Below are 15,043 nucleotides of genomic sequence, written 5' to 3'. Positions count from 1 at the left end.
GGCTCAGGCAGCGCACATGGCACAGCTTGCGAGCACCAGACGCAATGAGCCGAGGACATCAGCGAGCCTTCCAACACACGGGCCGGAGACAAGCCGCATCAACATTGCCGCAGCCACGATCGAACCGATCTGCTGGGGCGTCAGCGCTCTCGTCTCGAAAAACTTTGGCCAGAATGGCGACGCCGCGCCGAATGCGGCGTACAGGGCACCGTAAAGAGCAATATAGGCGATTGACCCAGGCACGGCCTCGACTCACTCAATAAGGTTTTGCCAACGCTCTACGCCAAGATCTCGAGTCCGTTGCAATCTCCGCAGCAGCGATGCTGGCAAAACCGGGCTCGTCCGATAGTTCTTGGTTTGCTGCAGTGTAGCCGCGCAACCCATCAGCGCCACGGTGAAGAACCGGCAAGTTGGTGCCCAACTGCGTGCAACACACTTCGGCCGCTCACGAGCGCTGGCGTTCAGCCGCAGCGCTTGGCCGATAGGATATTATTCGGGACCACAGTGGCTTCGACGATTCAGAATTGTAGTGAGGTCGGACATGGAAACGAGACGGCCAGCGCGAAAACGCTTCGGCCATTCTAATGATGGGCCGCGGAACAGCTTCCGCACTAGCGCCCATCGGTGCTCATCCCGCTTTTGAGGTCGAGAGCAAACTTCCCTAAAGGTTGGCGACCTCGGAACTCAAGCCGAGGTCGCTCGACAGCTGTAGCAGCGCAAAACGGCCGCGCGAACGGCGAACACCACCGAAACCGAAGCATAAGGCCTCGCCTCACAGCGAACGATGTCTGGCGATCGACTGGCTCGACCGGAGAGAGCGCAATTTTTATTTCGCGACCGCGAGTTGCTGGACTGTACTTTCAATTCGAACCCGGATCTCACTTCAGAAGCACAATAAATTCACCATGCCGCCCGATTTGGGCCGCATGGCGGCCCATGTCGCCGCGAAGGGTCGTGCCAAGAGGGGGCGCAGCGCCGGGAGTTTTCGATGTCCGGTCATTTGCGAATTTGCTTCGCCGGCTTGGCTCTTGTTGGAGGTCTTTCGAGCACGCCTGCGTTCTCCAACCCTTTTGTAGACTTTTTTAAAAACGCTCCCCACGAGGACGCTGCAACAACTTCTTCCCCGCAAGAGGAATGCCTACCGCAGCCGGGCAACTCAACCGGAGAAGGGCAGCGCTGGGTGTATCGGCGCGATGGCCACCGCAAATGCTGGTTCCTAGCAGAGGGGATTGCGACGGTACAAAGGCCGGTTCATCGCCGCGCAGTCAATCGCGGCGCCGGTCCCAACGAGACCGACAAGGCCCGGCGCAGACGAAGCTCCGTGGCTGATGCGCGCGCCGAGTTGCCGCGCTCCGCACCAGCCGAGGGGGTTCAGCCCACGCCACTTGCAGGCCAAATCAAGGTAGCTGATGCCGCGTCCGTCTTCAGTACGGGCACGAGCGACCCGATGCGGACAGCACCGATTACAAATCTTCCGCCCAGCCAGCTCACGCTCGAGCAGTTCGTGTCGCCGCAAGTTGACGTGGAGAAGCTCCTATCGGTTGGACGCGACGCTGACGAGAAGACCTCCGCGCGTTCGGCTGTGCCTGCCGGCATGCGCCTTGCGGAGGCGAGCGACCAGAGAACAGATTGGATGGCAAGCTGGGTGGGCTTGCTGCTGATGGTCCTTGGAGTTGTCGCAATCTTAAGCTCGAGCGGCGCGTTTCGGGAAGCCTGTGCTGTCTCGCTATTGAGAGAACGATGGGCTCGGGGCTACACCAACCAGTGAACGACGCCGATCCGGAGCTGATTCGTGGCTGAGAAGAGACTGCATTTGGTGGCACCCGAGCGGGCGCAGTATCTTCCGTTCGAATCGGCTTCGACGCCTTCAGTCGCGGGCTGATGCGCTTATTCTCACGCTATCCATTCGTCGTTTAGGGTAGCCATGCTGACCGAAGTAGCAAATAGCAGCCGAGACTTGATCTGATGCTCCCCCAAAAATCGCTATAGCAATACCTGTCGCAAACACGCTGTCGCGGCCGATGGCAGCCCGGCTCGCTACTCGCGACTGCTTGCATTTTCCACATTCCGACAGATACTGATCGACGCGCCAGGAGCGTTGCTATGCGGCAACAGATCCATGCGCTGGCGCTTCGGAACATTGGAAAAAATGCGGAGAGCGTTGGGACAAAGGCTGCTTTTAAGGAACACACTGCTAGGTTTCCGACTTGCGCACTTGCGGGACTTGCCAAGTCCAGAATTGCCTGGTTCGAGCAACCGAGCTCGGCCGCCCAAACAAGTTCGATGGAGTTTGGGTAATCAGAGAGATTTGCGAAAAGAGAGGAATCTGGCGCGCGGATACTTACCAGTTCGCGGGCAAGATAAGGGACGGAATATTTCACTTCGCGTATGGCTCGCAAGGTCAAACCAACAGCGCGACGTAGGATGGATAGATCCAAGGAGATAGTAGTGCAGAAATTGTTATCAAAGGCCTTACTGGCGATCCCGCTAACGACCCGCTTCGCCGTCCTCTGGGGACTTTATTCCAATACGACATAGCCTCAAACTAGACGAGGCGCGCGGCTCCGGCATTCGCATTGAGACGCCCCGTCCCTGTCGCTCCGAATGGTCCAAGCTTTCGCCCGACATGATAGTCACCACAAGTGCCAGCCGGAATTCATCAGGCGGCACTAGGGACGGGACGTCTGTCCAAAGCCGGATAAACAAACCCGCCGCCAAGACTACATTCAAGACAAGCGTGCGAACGTTGATAGCAACGTAACTCGAGTCACCGGGCAATAGCTGTCTTGAGTTGCACCAAGATGTTGAGCAAATGGGGAGTAGTTTGCGCCGCGAACACGGGCCGTCCCGACTGCGGCTCAACCATATGTATGCGACTACAGCAAGAACCTGAGCACAGGCTGCTGGGTAAGTATCCGGTGAAGACCGCGGGTTAGTCGATTGCCGCCCCGCCAGTCCAAGGATCAGGCGACGAGCTTCTGGGCTGAGAGCTTCCAATTCCAAGGCAGAAGCTGGTCAAGCGTGCGGATGTTGTGGTCGTTGATTCGAGCGAGGACGTCGGCGAGCCAAGCCTGAGGGTCGACGTCGTTGAGCTTGGCGGTCTGTATCAGCGTGTACATCACGGCGGCCCGTTCGCCGCCGCGATCGGAGCCGGCGAACAGCCACGCCTTGCGGCCGAGTGCGATGCCGCGCAACTCGCGCTCGGCGGCGTTATTGGTCAGGCAGATGCGGCCGTCGGAGAGAAAGCGCGCGAACGTCTCCCAGCGCTTGAGCATATAGTCCATGGCCTTGGCGACCTCGGAGTGCCGTGACAGCTTAGCGCGCTCGGTGCGCATCCAGATCTGCAGATCAGCGACCAGCGGCGCAACGCGCAGCGCGCGCTCGGCGAGCCGTTCGAGCGGCACCCGGCCGTTGATCTTGCGTTCGACGTCAAAGATCGCGTCGATGCGCTTCACCGCCTCGAACGCCATCGGCGCGATGACGGCGAGTTTGCCACGCGCCTTGGCGGTGACGTCGGCGAGCACGAAGAACTTGCGCCGAGCATGCGCCCAGCAAGCGGCCTCGGTGATCGGCCCTCCCTTGCGGCCGGCCTCGTACAGCCGGTTGAAGCCAGCGTAGCAGTCGGCCTGCAGGATGCCGCCATAGCCGTGCAGGTGACGCTCGGCGTGCTCGCCCGCGCGGTCGCGCGAGTAGAAGAACACTGCCGCTGGTGGATCGTGGCCGCCGAATGGGCGATCGTCGCGCACATAGACCCAGGCCCGTCCAGTCGCCGTCTGGCCCTTGGCAAGCACTGGCACCGGGGTCTCGTCGCCATGGACGCGGTTGCCCGCGAGCACGTGCGCACGGATCAGATCATGCAGCGGCCGCAGCAGCGCCGCGCAACCGCCCACCTGGTCGGCGAGCGTCGACAGGCTCAGCGCGATGCCCTCGCGCGCGTAGCGCTCCGACTGGCGATTGAGCGGCTGGTGCTGCCCGTACTTCTCGAACAGGATCATCGCCAACAGAGAAGGCCCGGCGAAGCCGCGCGGCAGAACGTGGAACGGCGCAGGCACCTGCGTGATCTTCTCGCAGTCCCGGCAGGTGAACTTCTCGCGCACGTATTGCACGACCTTCCACTGCCGCGGCACCACCTCCAGTGTCTCAGTAACATCCTCGCCGAGCTTGGCGAGCCGGGTCGAGCCACAGCAGGCGCAGGCATCGGGACCGGGCAGCACGACCCGCTCGCGCGGCAGATGCGCCGGGAACGGCTTGCGCGCAGGCTTGTTGCGCGGGAACGCAGACAGCGGCGGCGTCTCGCCAACAGCAGCGGCTGTCTTCTCGGCCGCAAGTTCGTCCTCCGCCGCAGTTGCTTCCAGCTCCTCAAGCTGAAGCTCCATCTGGTCAAGGAGCCGCGCCTTGTGCTCGCTGCGCTGTCCAAAGAGCTCGCGCCGCATCTTCGCAATCGTCAGACGCAGATGCGTGATCAGAGCCTCCGCGCCAGTCGCCTCGGCACGCATCCGCGCGATCTCGGCGTCGCGATCGCGCAGCAGGCGCGTCAATCTCTCGATCTCATCCGGGGAGAATCACTGGGGCTCATCGCCAATGATGGAATCACAGGGCGCGCGGTTTGTATGCCCTTCCTATCGCGCTCCAACGCGTTCAGCCCGCCGCCTCCGGCCGCCATGTCCGCTGCGGCAGCCGCCAGTCGATCCCTTCCAGGAGATACCCGAGTTGGGCCGGCGTGATCGCCACCGTCCCGTCCGCCGGCGACGGCCAGATGAAGCGGCCGCGCTCCAGGCGCTTGGAGAACAGGCACATGCCCTGGCCATCGTGCCACAGCACTTTGATCAGGTCGCCGCGCCGGCCGCGGAATACGAACAGGTGGCCGCCATGCGGATCGCGCTTGAGGGTCTCCTGCACCAGCAGCGCCAGCCCATCGAACCCCTTGCGCATGTCGGTGCGGCCTGTCGCCAGCCACACCCGCGCCCCGCTCGGAATAGGGATCGTCATCGCCGCTCCAGCGCGCCGATCATCCGCGCCAGCGCACCGGGATCGACGCCTTGCTCGACGATGACCCGCAGCCCATCCGCAAGCACGATCTCCATGCGTCTGCACCCACCAGCGGGAGGCGGCGATGCCGCCGCGGCCGATCCTCCATCCGCAATCACCGCTTCGGCAAACGACACGGGCTCGGCATTCCCGCCCAGTCGCCCCTTGCGTGCCAGCCGACGCCAGGTGAACAACTGACCGGTCGACAAGCCATACCGCCGGGCGGTTGCCGAGACCTGCCGCGTGCCGCTATCGCTCTCGGCGACGATCCGCCGCTTCTCTTCCAGCGTCCAGCGACGCCGCGACCCGGTCTGGATCACCTCAAGCCGCGACACCTTCGGCATAGTCGTATGCTCAGTCATACGACTATGTCTTCGCGCCTCCCTGCATCAGCGCAAGGCGGTTCTCACCGGAGGGGTACGCTGCTGGCGCGGAAAGCTGTTCAGCAGTTGTGGGCTGATCAAACAATCGCTCGATCAATCGGACGATCGGCCGCAAGCTTTCGCCGGCGCACTCTTAAACGAGCCAATTGGTTTCTTACGAGGGCTCAGTTAGCCTTGCGGCCCAGGAAGGCCGGGATATCGAGAACTGCTTGCTCGATGGAATTGCGTACAGCGGACAGGCGGCCGTGCACGAGGCTCCGCGGAGCCGCGTAGCGCGCATATTCCGGAATCGGCTTTGTCGGCACCCGTTCAGGGTGGCGGGGCGTCGGGGGGAGCACAGGCCTCCTTAATTGCGGCGGTGGTGCAGTGCGCTCGATAGGCTCGGCGCCGCGATTGCTGTCGTTGCGTAGCTTACTGGCAACGTCGATGAGTGAGCTCGCTGGTTGCGTCTGGCTCGTCGAGCCAAGATTATCAATGCCGGTCGCCACCACGGAGACGCGAACGATACCTTCCAGACTTTCATCGAAAGTGGCGCCGACGATGATGTTGGCGTCCTCATCGACCTCTTCGCGAATGCGGGATGCGGCCTCGTCGACCTCGAACAGCATGAGGTCCTTTCCGCCAGTGATGGAGATTATGAGGCCACTAGCGCGCTTGATCGAGGGGTCCTCGATCAATGGATTGGAAATTGCGGCCACGGCGGCATTGAGCACGCGCTTCGCGCCGGAAGCTTCGCCCCTGCCCATCATGGCTTTGCCTTTCTCGCGCATTACAGAGAGAACGTCCGCAAAATCGAGATTGATCAGACCTTCCTTGACTATAAGGTCGCTGATGCATGCCACGCCCGAATAAAGCACTTGATCTGCCAGCGCGAATGCATCGGCGAACGTGGTCTTCTCGTTCGCCACCCGGAACAGGTTTTGGTTTGGGATGACCAGCAGGGTGTCTACCGCCTTGAGCAGTTCCGCGATGCCTGCTTCGGCAAAGCGCATGCGGCGCTGGCCCTCGAAGTGGAATGGCTTAGTGACAACACCAATGGTAAGAATGCCAAGCTCACGCGCGGTCTTAGCTATAACCGCCGCTGCTCCGGTGCCGGTACCGCCGCCCATGCCGGCAGTAACGAAGACCATGTTTGCGCCGCTCAAATGGTCGCGGATGACATTGATTGCCTCTTCGGCGGCAGCGCGCCCTACTTCGGGCTGCGAGCCGGCGCCAAGGCCTTGGGTTACCTGAGCGCCCATCTGGATGACGCGCTGAGCCCTCGACATGGTGAGCGCCTGCGCGTCGGTATTAGCGACGATAAATTCGACGCCTTGCAGTCCGGACGCGATCATGTTGTTGACGGCGTTTCCGCCAGCGCCGCCGACCCCAAACACGATAATGCGCGCCTTCATCCCGCGAATATCGGTGATGGTGGTCATTTTTTGCCTCACGATTTCTCCGGCGAGCCCAGGAATGAGAGATGCTAACCAGAGGCCTTGCGGTCTGCCGCCACTAACTCCGCGGCTAGTTGCGCGGGTCGGCGTGCGGCTAGTCCGTGCCTGTCAGCCGGGCCGCCAGTCCGGCCATCGATCCGCAGAAAACCTTCCACCCGCGCCATCACCTCCTTAGCCGCCACAATTTCGGCAGTCGCCTGCAGCAGCTCAATCATCAGCCCATCGGCCCGCTCGCGCTCACGCTCAAGATCGGCCCCGTGGCGCTCTACAGTTGCTTCCAGCCGCGCGATCTCCGCCTGCAACGCCGTGATCTTTGTCGCCAGGGCGACGTTGCCTGCCTCGCGATGACCTGGTGGCCGTGGCGTATGCCGTATTTCCCCGAGATCCACTCTCACCAATGCTTTGCCATCCTCCGAAAGTAAGCGGGGCAGCCCGAGCCGTCTGGAAAGGGAACGAGCCGCCTTTGGTGAGATTGTGAGGCGGTCGCCAAGTGCGGCATATGTCAGCGTTTCAGCAGGCATCGGTTGTTCTCCTGGAACGAACCGGGCGGTCTGTTAACCGAAAAGTAACCGCAAGCTAGGCTGCGATGGTTAACAGATCGTTAATGGTAGGCGGCAATCCGCCACTGAGCGAGCGTTAGCTCGTCTGACGCCCGACGCTACCGCGAGCACAGCAGGAGCGACTGAGAGCTGGGAAGCCAAAATGGACGTTGCTTCGCGGGCCTGCTGCGATGGCTGATTGCACAACGGGATTGCTGGCCGTGCAAGCCCTGCGCGCTTCGCAATCGATCTTCCGTCCTCAGGAAACGACGTGCGAGCTTCAAATCAGATCGCGATAGCCGCAGCTTTGGTTGGACCCAAAACTGGAGCAAACGCGCCCCGGATCAACAGGGGAAACCGGCATGTCAACTCGTATATGCGCCTAAACACCGATCAGGGAGGACTCTCCTCCACAACGTCGAAGGTCTGATCCACGATTAACACTCCGCTCATCTTGTCGTCTCTCTAGGCGGCAAGACTCTGAACGTCCTCAGCGCCCCCTGAGACGCTCACCAATTGCCGGACTTAAGAAATTGCGCCAACGCCGCTTTATGAGACTTGCGATCCAACGCGTATTCGCTCTGCTTAAACTTGACGCCGTCCAGGACGCCTTGGATTAGCCGGAAATCGTGTCGGCCTGCCATGATGAGCGCTGTGTCAAGCCTATGGATGTACTTGCTGGTAACGGATCCCTTCGAATGACCGACCAGAGCCGCAATCGTCACCTCGGTAAAACCGAGATCGTTCGCGATGCTGGCGAAGCTATGACGTAGAACGTGTGGGGGCTACGTCGGGGAGGGGCGATTTTCTGGAGAGCTGCTCCCAATGGTTCGCGAAGCTACCGAACGCATTGTCGTCCCCATACCCAGGAAAGACATAGGAGCCAACCTTCTGGTTTCGCCGAGCTTCTATGAATTCGACAACGGGGAGTCCGATTGGACGGATAGAAGCGCCCTCTTTGCTGTCTGCCAAACGCAGACAACTTGTTTCGGTGTCTACCTCCGACCAAATGTCTATGCGTTTCAGCCGGTTTGGCCGACCGACTTGCCCCGCGAGCTCAAATTTTGCTGGCCGACGAGGTCCGGCCTGAATCACGATGGGTCGGGTCGGTAGCGGCCGCGTTAGAGTTTCCGTTCTCCAACTAGGTTCACTCTCACCAGTCATCTCGATGTGGGATGGCGGTGTCGGCCGTTCTCTTGTGAGTCAAACGCCTACTTGCAACGTCTGCTCGGCGCTGCGGTCCGCCCGCCTAATAAGCCGATCACTTCGCTGCAGCCCCGCAACAGCCGCAGGAGGCGGCCCCGGAGGAGCCATCGGTGGCGGCGGGAGGAATTGCGCGGTGGCTACGCTGGGAGTGAGCGAGATGGCCGCGAGGACCATGCCTGCAGAGACGGTCGACGAGATCTTTGACGTCATGATGCTTGATTCCTAGTTCTGCAGCTCGAGCACCGGCTCGGCTGGATGTTGGGCAGCGACAACGGGCTCCGCTGCCGCCGTCTCGCTCTCGGGCCCCTCAATCGAAGGTGCGTGTGTTCCACCGTTTTGCTCCGGCTGGATCCTGAACCAGACGACATAGAGCGCCGGCAGGAACAGCAAGGTCAGCAGCGTGCCGACGATGATGCCGCCCATCATCGCGTAGGCCATCGGCCCCCAGAAGATCTCGCGCGCGATCGGAATGAGCGCGAGACTTGCGGCCGCCGCTGTCAGCAGAATGGGGCGCATGCGATGCTCGGTCGCCTCCACCACGGCATCCCAGGCTGGCCGCCCCTCCTTCTTCAGATCCTCGATCTGCACGATGAGGATCACGGAGTTGCGCACCAGAATGCCGATGAGCGCGAGCACGCCGAGAATGGCGACGAAGCCCAACGGCGCTCCGCTCGGCAGCATGGCCATGACAACGCCGATCAGGGCCAGAGGCGCGACCGCAAACACCAGGAACAGGCGGGCGAAGCTCTGCAGCTGCACCATCAGCACCGTCGCCATCACGAACAGCATGAGCGGAACGACGGCGATGATCGGCGCCTGGCTCTTCGCGCTCTCCTCCACGGAGCCGCCGATCTGCACCGAATAGCCGGCCGGCAGCGCCTTGCTGAACTCGGCCACTTTCGGCGCGAGCTGATCCACGATCGTCTTCGGCTGGACGTTGCTGATGACGCCCGCCTTCAGTGTGATGGTCGGAATCCGCGCGCGACGCCAGATCGTCGGCTGCTCGAGCTCGTAGCGCAGGTTGGCGACGGCCCCGAGCGGCACGGAGTGGCCGCCGGGCCCGGTCAACTGAAGATCGCGCAGCGTATCGATCGAGGCGCGCTCCGGCGCGGTCGCTCGTCCCGTGACATTGACGAGATAGATGCTGTCACGGACCTGCGTGACCGGCGTGCCTTCGAGCACCGAGTTCAAGGTGGTGGCGATGTCCTCCGAGGTCACCCCGAGCTGGCGCGCCTTGTCCTGCAGGACATCGACCTTGACGACTCGCGCAGGCTCCATCCAGTCGAACACGACGTTGCCGAGGTCGGGGCTGCTCCGGACGATGCCGGCGAGCTTCTGCGACAGGTTCCGGACCTTGTCGATGTCGGGCCCGCTCAGACGATACTGCACCGGACGTCCGACGGGCGGCCCGACCTCGAGCAGCTTGACGTAGGTGTCCGTGCCCGGGAACGTCTTTCTCAGGTAGTCCTCGAACTGCGCCTTGAGCTTGTCGCGCGCGGCAATGCCGCCCTTCGTCACGATCACCTGCTGGCCGAACCAGGTATTGGCGGTCTGCACGTCGAACGAGAGCACGAAGCGCGGCGCACCTGTGCCGACATAGGTCGACCAGTGCTCGACGGCACCGTTGCCCTGCAGCTGCTCGCGCTCAAATCGCGCGATCTGCGCGTTGGTATCCGCGATCGAGGCGTTCTGCGGCAGGTTCCAGTCGATCACCAGCTCGGCGCGGTCTGATGACGGGAAGAACTGCTGCTGCACGAACTGCAAGCCGAACAAGGCGAGCAGGAAGGCCGCGACCGTCACGCCGATGGTGCTCCAGCGGTGGTGCATGCAGAACAGGAGCAGGCGCGCGAACATCTGCGCCATCCGGCCTTTGTGCTCGTGATGTCCCTTCATCTTGGCCGGCAGGATGGTCACGCCGAGCAGCAGCGTGAACAGCACGGCCACGATCCACGACACGATCAGCGACACCGCAATCACCACGAACAGGGTGAAGGTGAACTCGCCGGCATTGCTGCTGTTCAGCCCGATCGGGATGAAGCCGGCCACGGTGACCAGCGTGCCGGTCAGCATGGGAAACGCGGTCGACGTATAGACGTGGGTTGCCGCCTTCTCGAGGGGATCTCCGATCTCCAGCCGGGCCACCATCATCTCGACCGCAATCATGGCATCGTCGACGAGTAGGCCGAGCGCGATGATCAGGGCGCCCAGCGAGATGCGCTGCAGCGAGATCCCGCAATAGGCCATCACCACGAAGGTGATCGCGAGCACGAGCGGAATGGCAATCGCAACCACGAGTCCGGCGCGCAAGCCGAGGCTCAGGAAGCTGATGCCGAGCACGATGATGACCGCCTCGAACAGCGCCTCGGTAAAGCCGGACACGGCATGCTCGACCACGACGGGCTGATCGGCGACAAGGTGAACGCCGACGCCGATCGGCAGGTCGGCGATGACCTTGTTCATCTGCTCTTTCAGCGCCTCGCCGAACTCCAGCAGGTTGGCGCCGGACTTCATGCCGATCGCGAGTGCGATCGCGGGCTGACCGTTGTACCTGAACAGCGTCTTCGCCGGATCGACGTAGCCGCGCGTGATCGTCGCGACCTCGGTCAGCGGGAAGAAGCGGTCATTGATGCGCAGATTGACCGCCTTCAGGCTCGCCTCCGACGTGAACGCACCATTGACGCGGACGCTGATCCGCTCGGGCCCTTCCTGGAACACGCCGGACGGCGCGACCGCATTCTGGCCCTGCAGCGAGTTCATGATCGAGTGGACGTCGAGACCGAGCGCGGCGATCTTGCGGGTGGAGAATTCCAGATAGATCACCTCGTCCTGGGCGCCGAGAATGTCGACCTTGCCGACGTTGGGCACGGTCAGCACCTTGGCGCGGATGTCCTCCACCTGGTCGCGCAGTTGTCGCTGGCTCAAGCCGTCGCTGGTGAAGGCATAGACGTTGCCGAACACGTCGCCGAAGCGGTCGTTGAAGCCCGGTCCGATCACGCCTTGCGGAAAATCGCCCTTGATGTCGGCGATCATGTTGCGGACCCGAACCCAGGTCGGCTTCACGTCGGCGGCCTTGGTCGAGTCGCGCAGGTAGACGAAGACGGTGGTCTGACCCGCGACCGTGACGCTCTTGGTGTAGTCGAGCGATTCGAGCTCTTCCAGCTTCTTCTCGATGCGGTCGGTGACCTGGCGCGTCATCTCCTCGGGCGAGGCGCCCGGCCACTGCGCCTGGATCACCATGGTCTTGATGGTGAAATCAGGATCTTCCTGGCGCCCTAGCTGAAGATAGGCGAACAGGCCGGCCGCCATGAAGGCGATCATGAAATACCAGACCAGCGACCGGTGGCCGAGGGCCCAGTCGGAAAGGTTGAACGACTTCATGGCTGTTGATCCTGTGCGATGCGGACGTGCTGTCCGGATTTGAGGCTGTGAATGCCGGCGGTGACGACACGGGCGCCGGGAGCAAGTCCGCCGGTGATGCGGATCCCGGCCTCGTCGGCGACGCCATCGACCTGTTGGAGCGACACGGTGCCGCTCGGCTGATCGACGACCCAGACGAAATGGGCGCCATCCTCGTCGAGGACGGCCGATCCGGGCAGGCGCAGCATCGGCGTCTGGTCCTTGCCGAGCTTTGCAGTAACGGTTGCACCCAAGCGGAAGCTTTCAGGCGGATTGTCGAGCGTGGTCCGGATCCGGCGCAGGCGGGTCAGAGGATCGGCCTGCGGCGCGACCTCGCGTATCTTGCCTTCGACCTGAACCTCGGGGACGAGTTGCAGCGCGACCGTAAAGGGCAGCCCAACTTCGAGCGGTACGGGAAAATCCTCGCCGATGTCGACCACGGCCTCGCGGATGTCCGGCCTTGCCACCGTGACTACGGTTTGACCGGGCGAGACCACCTGACCGACCTCGGCGCCGACCGCCGTAACGACGCCGGCGAAGTCCGCCTTGATCTGCGCGTAGCCGAGCTGCTCGATCGCCTTGGTGAGGTTCGCCTGTTCCTGGGCGACATTTGCGTCGGCACCGGCGCGCGCCTGCTCGGCATTATCAAGCGTCTGCTTCGTCGTAGCATCGCTGGTGATGAGCGTGCGCTGCCGCGCCTCGTTGGCCTTGGCCGTCGCAAGCTGCGCTTGCGCCTTGGCAAGCTGTGCTCTCGCCGAACGAACAGCAAGGTCGAGAGCGATCGGATCGATGGCGCCGACAATCTGTCCTTCGCTGACGAAATCGCCGACGTAGACGGGACGCGACGTCAACCGGCCCAGCACGCGAAAGCCGAGATCGCTCTTGTAGCGGGGTTCGATGACCCCGACGGCGACCGCGCTCTCGCCTTTGCCGGGCTCGACCAGCGTCGACAACACGGGCCGGACGGGCTCCGGCACCTGCGTTTCCTGCTGACAGCCGGCGAGCAGCAATGTCGAGGCCGCGACGCCGGCCAACATCGTGAGCTGTATCTTCATGACCGGTCTCCCTCATAGGTCACGGGCTGGCCGACGCTGAGCAGCTTGCCGCCATCGATCACGACGCGCTCGCCGGGCGCGAGCCCTGCCTTGATCAAGACCTCGCCGGCCTCGTAGCCGCCGACCGTCACGGGCTTTAGCGAGGCCGTCCGGGTCGCCGGATCGACGGTCCAGACCGCCGGCTTTTCGGCGCTCGCCATCAACGCGCTCCAAGGCAATGCAATCTGCGTCTGCACCTTCGCTTGGACCGTGCCTGCCACGACGCTGCCGAGTGTCATCGCGGCCGGTGGATTCTCGATCGACACCTTGACGCGAATGGTCGAGCTCTTCGCATCGATGACCGGCGAGACTTCCCTGACATGCCCCCAGGCTGTCACGCCCTCATCGGAGACCAGCGACAGCGCAACGCGGCGACTGTCGGTCTGACCGAGGAAGACGGATTCGTAGACGTCGAACACGGCATCCCGCTCTCCATCCTGCGCGATCGAAAACACCGGCTGCGCGGCCGGCACGACTTGGCCGGCCTCCACATTGCGCGCGGTGATGACCCCGTCGGCTTCGGCCCGCAACGTCGTGTAGCCGAGCGCCTCCTTCGCGGTGCCGAGCTGCGCGCGTGCCGCCTCCAGCGCGCCCTCCGCCGTGCGCAAGCCCTCTTGCGCCTGATCATAGACCGTGCGGGTGGTGAAGCCGTTCCTGATCAGCGTGCTCTGCCGCTCGAAGGTGGCCTTCGCCACGCGCAGTTGCGCCTCCGCTGAGCTCACTGCTGCGCTTGCAGCGTCGAGATCCGCCTGCTGCTCCGCGGGGTCGAGGATGGCCAGCACCTCGCCCGTCTTCACATGGGTGCCGACGTCGGCGTAGCGCGCCAGCACGCGGCCGCTGACGCGGAATGAGAGATCGGCTCGGAAGCGCGCCTGCACCTCTCCGGTCAAGGTGATGGAATCCCGCCGGTCGCGCGGCTGCACGACCGCGGTGCGGACGATTGCGGCACGGCTGGCCGTCGGTGCCGCCTCCTGCTTGCAGCCGCTGAGCGTGGTCGCGACAAGCGCGACCGCAACGACGAGGACCTTCGGCACAGCCTGGACTCGGACGTCTTGGGGCGAAATCGATGATCGGGATCTCATTGGGCGTCCATGGGATGGAAGGATGACGACAGCTCGCCGGGCACGCTCAAGGCCTGGTATGGAACAGCCAGATCGTGCCGGCGCGGCAGAGACGGTTTTCGATGGGGTGTGCCGGTCGCGCGGCGGCGACGATCGCGGGCGGCTGCGCTCGCAGGACGCGGCGTGTCATTCGAAGCAAGCGCTCGCATCGGACGCCGCGTCTTCATCTGACGCGTCGCGATCGTCCAGTTCACGGCGCGCTCGCGCTTTGTCAGCGGGAAAGACACGATCATCGACGTGAACTCGTCGCCGAAGCCGTGCTTGAGGCGGCCGCCGAGCGCCTTGACAAGATCCTTCGTCACGCGAAACTCGCGATCCGACACATTGCGGGCCGAGCGCCAGCCATTGTCGGCGACGATACAGTTGACCAGGGCGCCGACGCGCGTCAGCCTGACCTCTATCCGGCCGAGTTTTGCTTCGAAGCAGGCGTGCCTTGCCGCGATCGACACGAGCTCGTGGAGGAGTAGGCCGAGCCGCCAGCAGCGCTCGGGCTGGAGCGCGAGTGACTGAGTGGCGAATGTCAGCTGGATGTTCATCGGGTCCAGCAGCGCCCGGCGCATGCCGTGACCCAATTTGTGGATGTAGGACGCGGCGTGTATCAGGGTGTCGCTGCTGGGCTGCTCCAGGGTCCGATGCACCTCTGCACAGCCCTGCAGCAGCTCGACGACCTCGCCCAGAGCGCGCTTGGCCTCCTCGCCTTCGGCCCGAACGGCCGCGGCCGAGACCAGGCCGACGACCGCGGCGACACTGTTGGAAACCCTGTGATGCAGCTCCCGGAGCAGGACACCTTCCTGCAAAGCTGGCGGGTCACGGGTGAACACTGTCACGACAACCTCCTCA

10 protein-coding genes and 2 pseudogenes are annotated in these 15,043 nt (G+C 63.1%); 1 reads left to right on the top strand and 11 read right to left on the bottom strand.

The window, feature by feature from the left end; genetic code table 11:
* Positions 1 to 3: 3 nt before the first annotated feature.
* The gene (locus P6U24_RS12795; RefSeq protein WP_407159467.1) at positions 4 to 243 is read right to left on the bottom strand and encodes an MFS transporter; all 240 of its coding nucleotides are present in this window, start codon (positions 241 to 243) and stop codon (positions 4 to 6) included.
* A 745-nt stretch (positions 244 to 988) separates the two neighbouring features.
* Between P6U24_RS12795 and P6U24_RS12790 the strand changes: the two genes are divergently transcribed.
* Complete coding sequence (locus P6U24_RS12790) at positions 989 to 1,768, top strand: hypothetical protein (RefSeq protein WP_407159466.1); 780 nt, start codon at positions 989 to 991, stop codon at positions 1,766 to 1,768.
* A gap of 1,195 nt (positions 1,769 to 2,963) precedes the next feature.
* Here the strand turns inward: P6U24_RS12790 and tnpC are convergent.
* The 10 genes and pseudogenes from tnpC to P6U24_RS12740 form a co-directional block, all read right to left on the bottom strand.
* Positions 2,964 to 4,496, bottom strand: a complete 1,533-nt coding sequence (gene tnpC / locus P6U24_RS12785; protein WP_407160438.1) for an IS66 family transposase — start codon at positions 4,494 to 4,496, stop codon at positions 2,964 to 2,966.
* A gap of 142 nt (positions 4,497 to 4,638) precedes the next feature.
* On the bottom strand, positions 4,639 to 4,989 hold the full coding sequence (gene tnpB, locus P6U24_RS12780) for an IS66 family insertion sequence element accessory protein TnpB (RefSeq protein WP_407153976.1): 351 nt from the start codon (positions 4,987 to 4,989) through the stop codon (positions 4,639 to 4,641).
* A complete protein-coding gene (gene tnpA / locus P6U24_RS12775; RefSeq protein ID WP_407153975.1) occupies positions 4,986 to 5,390 on the bottom strand; it encodes an IS66-like element accessory protein TnpA in 405 nt (134 codons plus the stop codon). The genes tnpB and tnpA overlap by 4 nt, the downstream gene beginning before the upstream one ends.
* A 488-nt stretch (positions 5,391 to 5,878) precedes the next feature.
* Positions 5,879 to 6,832, bottom strand: a pseudogene (ftsZ, locus tag P6U24_RS12770) (cell division protein FtsZ); the annotation flags it as partial.
* Positions 6,833 to 6,876: 44 nt separating this feature from the next.
* Positions 6,877 to 7,368 (bottom strand): hypothetical protein, encoded by a 492-nt coding sequence (locus tag P6U24_RS12765; protein WP_407159465.1) that lies wholly within the window; start codon positions 7,366 to 7,368, stop codon positions 6,877 to 6,879.
* Positions 7,369 to 7,895: 527 nt separating this feature from the next.
* Positions 7,896 to 8,394, bottom strand: a pseudogene (locus P6U24_RS12760) (tyrosine-type recombinase/integrase); the annotation flags it as partial.
* A 420-nt stretch (positions 8,395 to 8,814) separates the two neighbouring features.
* Positions 8,815 to 11,970: an efflux RND transporter permease subunit gene (locus P6U24_RS12755; protein ID WP_407159464.1), complete on the bottom strand. Its 3,156-nt coding sequence runs from the start codon at positions 11,968 to 11,970 to the stop codon at positions 8,815 to 8,817.
* Positions 11,967 to 13,043, bottom strand: coding sequence for an efflux RND transporter periplasmic adaptor subunit (locus tag P6U24_RS12750; protein ID WP_407159463.1), 1,077 nt, complete (start codon positions 13,041 to 13,043; stop codon positions 11,967 to 11,969). Before P6U24_RS12750 ends, P6U24_RS12755 begins: the two co-directional genes overlap by 4 nt.
* Complete coding sequence (locus P6U24_RS12745; RefSeq protein WP_407159462.1) at positions 13,040 to 14,164, bottom strand: efflux RND transporter periplasmic adaptor subunit; 1,125 nt, start codon at positions 14,162 to 14,164, stop codon at positions 13,040 to 13,042. Before P6U24_RS12745 ends, P6U24_RS12750 begins: the two co-directional genes overlap by 4 nt.
* Entirely contained in the window at positions 14,161 to 15,030 is an 870-nt protein-coding gene (locus P6U24_RS12740) for a histidine kinase dimerization/phosphoacceptor domain -containing protein (RefSeq protein WP_407159461.1), read from the bottom strand. Before P6U24_RS12740 ends, P6U24_RS12745 begins: the two co-directional genes overlap by 4 nt.
* Positions 15,031 to 15,043: the final 13 nt, after the last annotated feature.

The sequence above is a fragment of the Bradyrhizobium sp. STM 3557 genome (assembly GCF_045571465.1).
In the GTDB taxonomy this organism is placed as follows: Bacteria; Pseudomonadota; Alphaproteobacteria; order Rhizobiales; family Xanthobacteraceae; genus Bradyrhizobium.
Note: the sequence above shows the minus strand (reverse complement) of the source record. Positions and strands in the feature narration are given on the sequence as shown.

Coding starts and splice junctions, on each gene's coding strand:
- P6U24_RS12790 (WP_407159466.1), top strand. CDS start 989: ATGTCCGGTCATTTGCGAATTTGCTTCGCCGGCTTGGCTCTTGTTGGA.
- tnpC (WP_407160438.1), bottom strand. CDS start 4,496: ATGCGTGCCGAGGCGACTGGCGCGGAGGCTCTGATCACGCATCTGCGT.
- tnpB (WP_407153976.1), bottom strand. CDS start 4,989: ATGACGATCCCTATTCCGAGCGGGGCGCGGGTGTGGCTGGCGACAGGC.
- tnpA (WP_407153975.1), bottom strand. CDS start 5,390: ATGACTGAGCATACGACTATGCCGAAGGTGTCGCGGCTTGAGGTGATC.
- P6U24_RS12765 (WP_407159465.1), bottom strand. CDS start 7,368: ATGCCTGCTGAAACGCTGACATATGCCGCACTTGGCGACCGCCTCACA.
- P6U24_RS12755 (WP_407159464.1), bottom strand. CDS start 11,970: ATGAAGTCGTTCAACCTTTCCGACTGGGCCCTCGGCCACCGGTCGCTG.
- P6U24_RS12750 (WP_407159463.1), bottom strand. CDS start 13,043: ATGAAGATACAGCTCACGATGTTGGCCGGCGTCGCGGCCTCGACATTG.
- P6U24_RS12745 (WP_407159462.1), bottom strand. CDS start 14,164: ATGAGATCCCGATCATCGATTTCGCCCCAAGACGTCCGAGTCCAGGCT.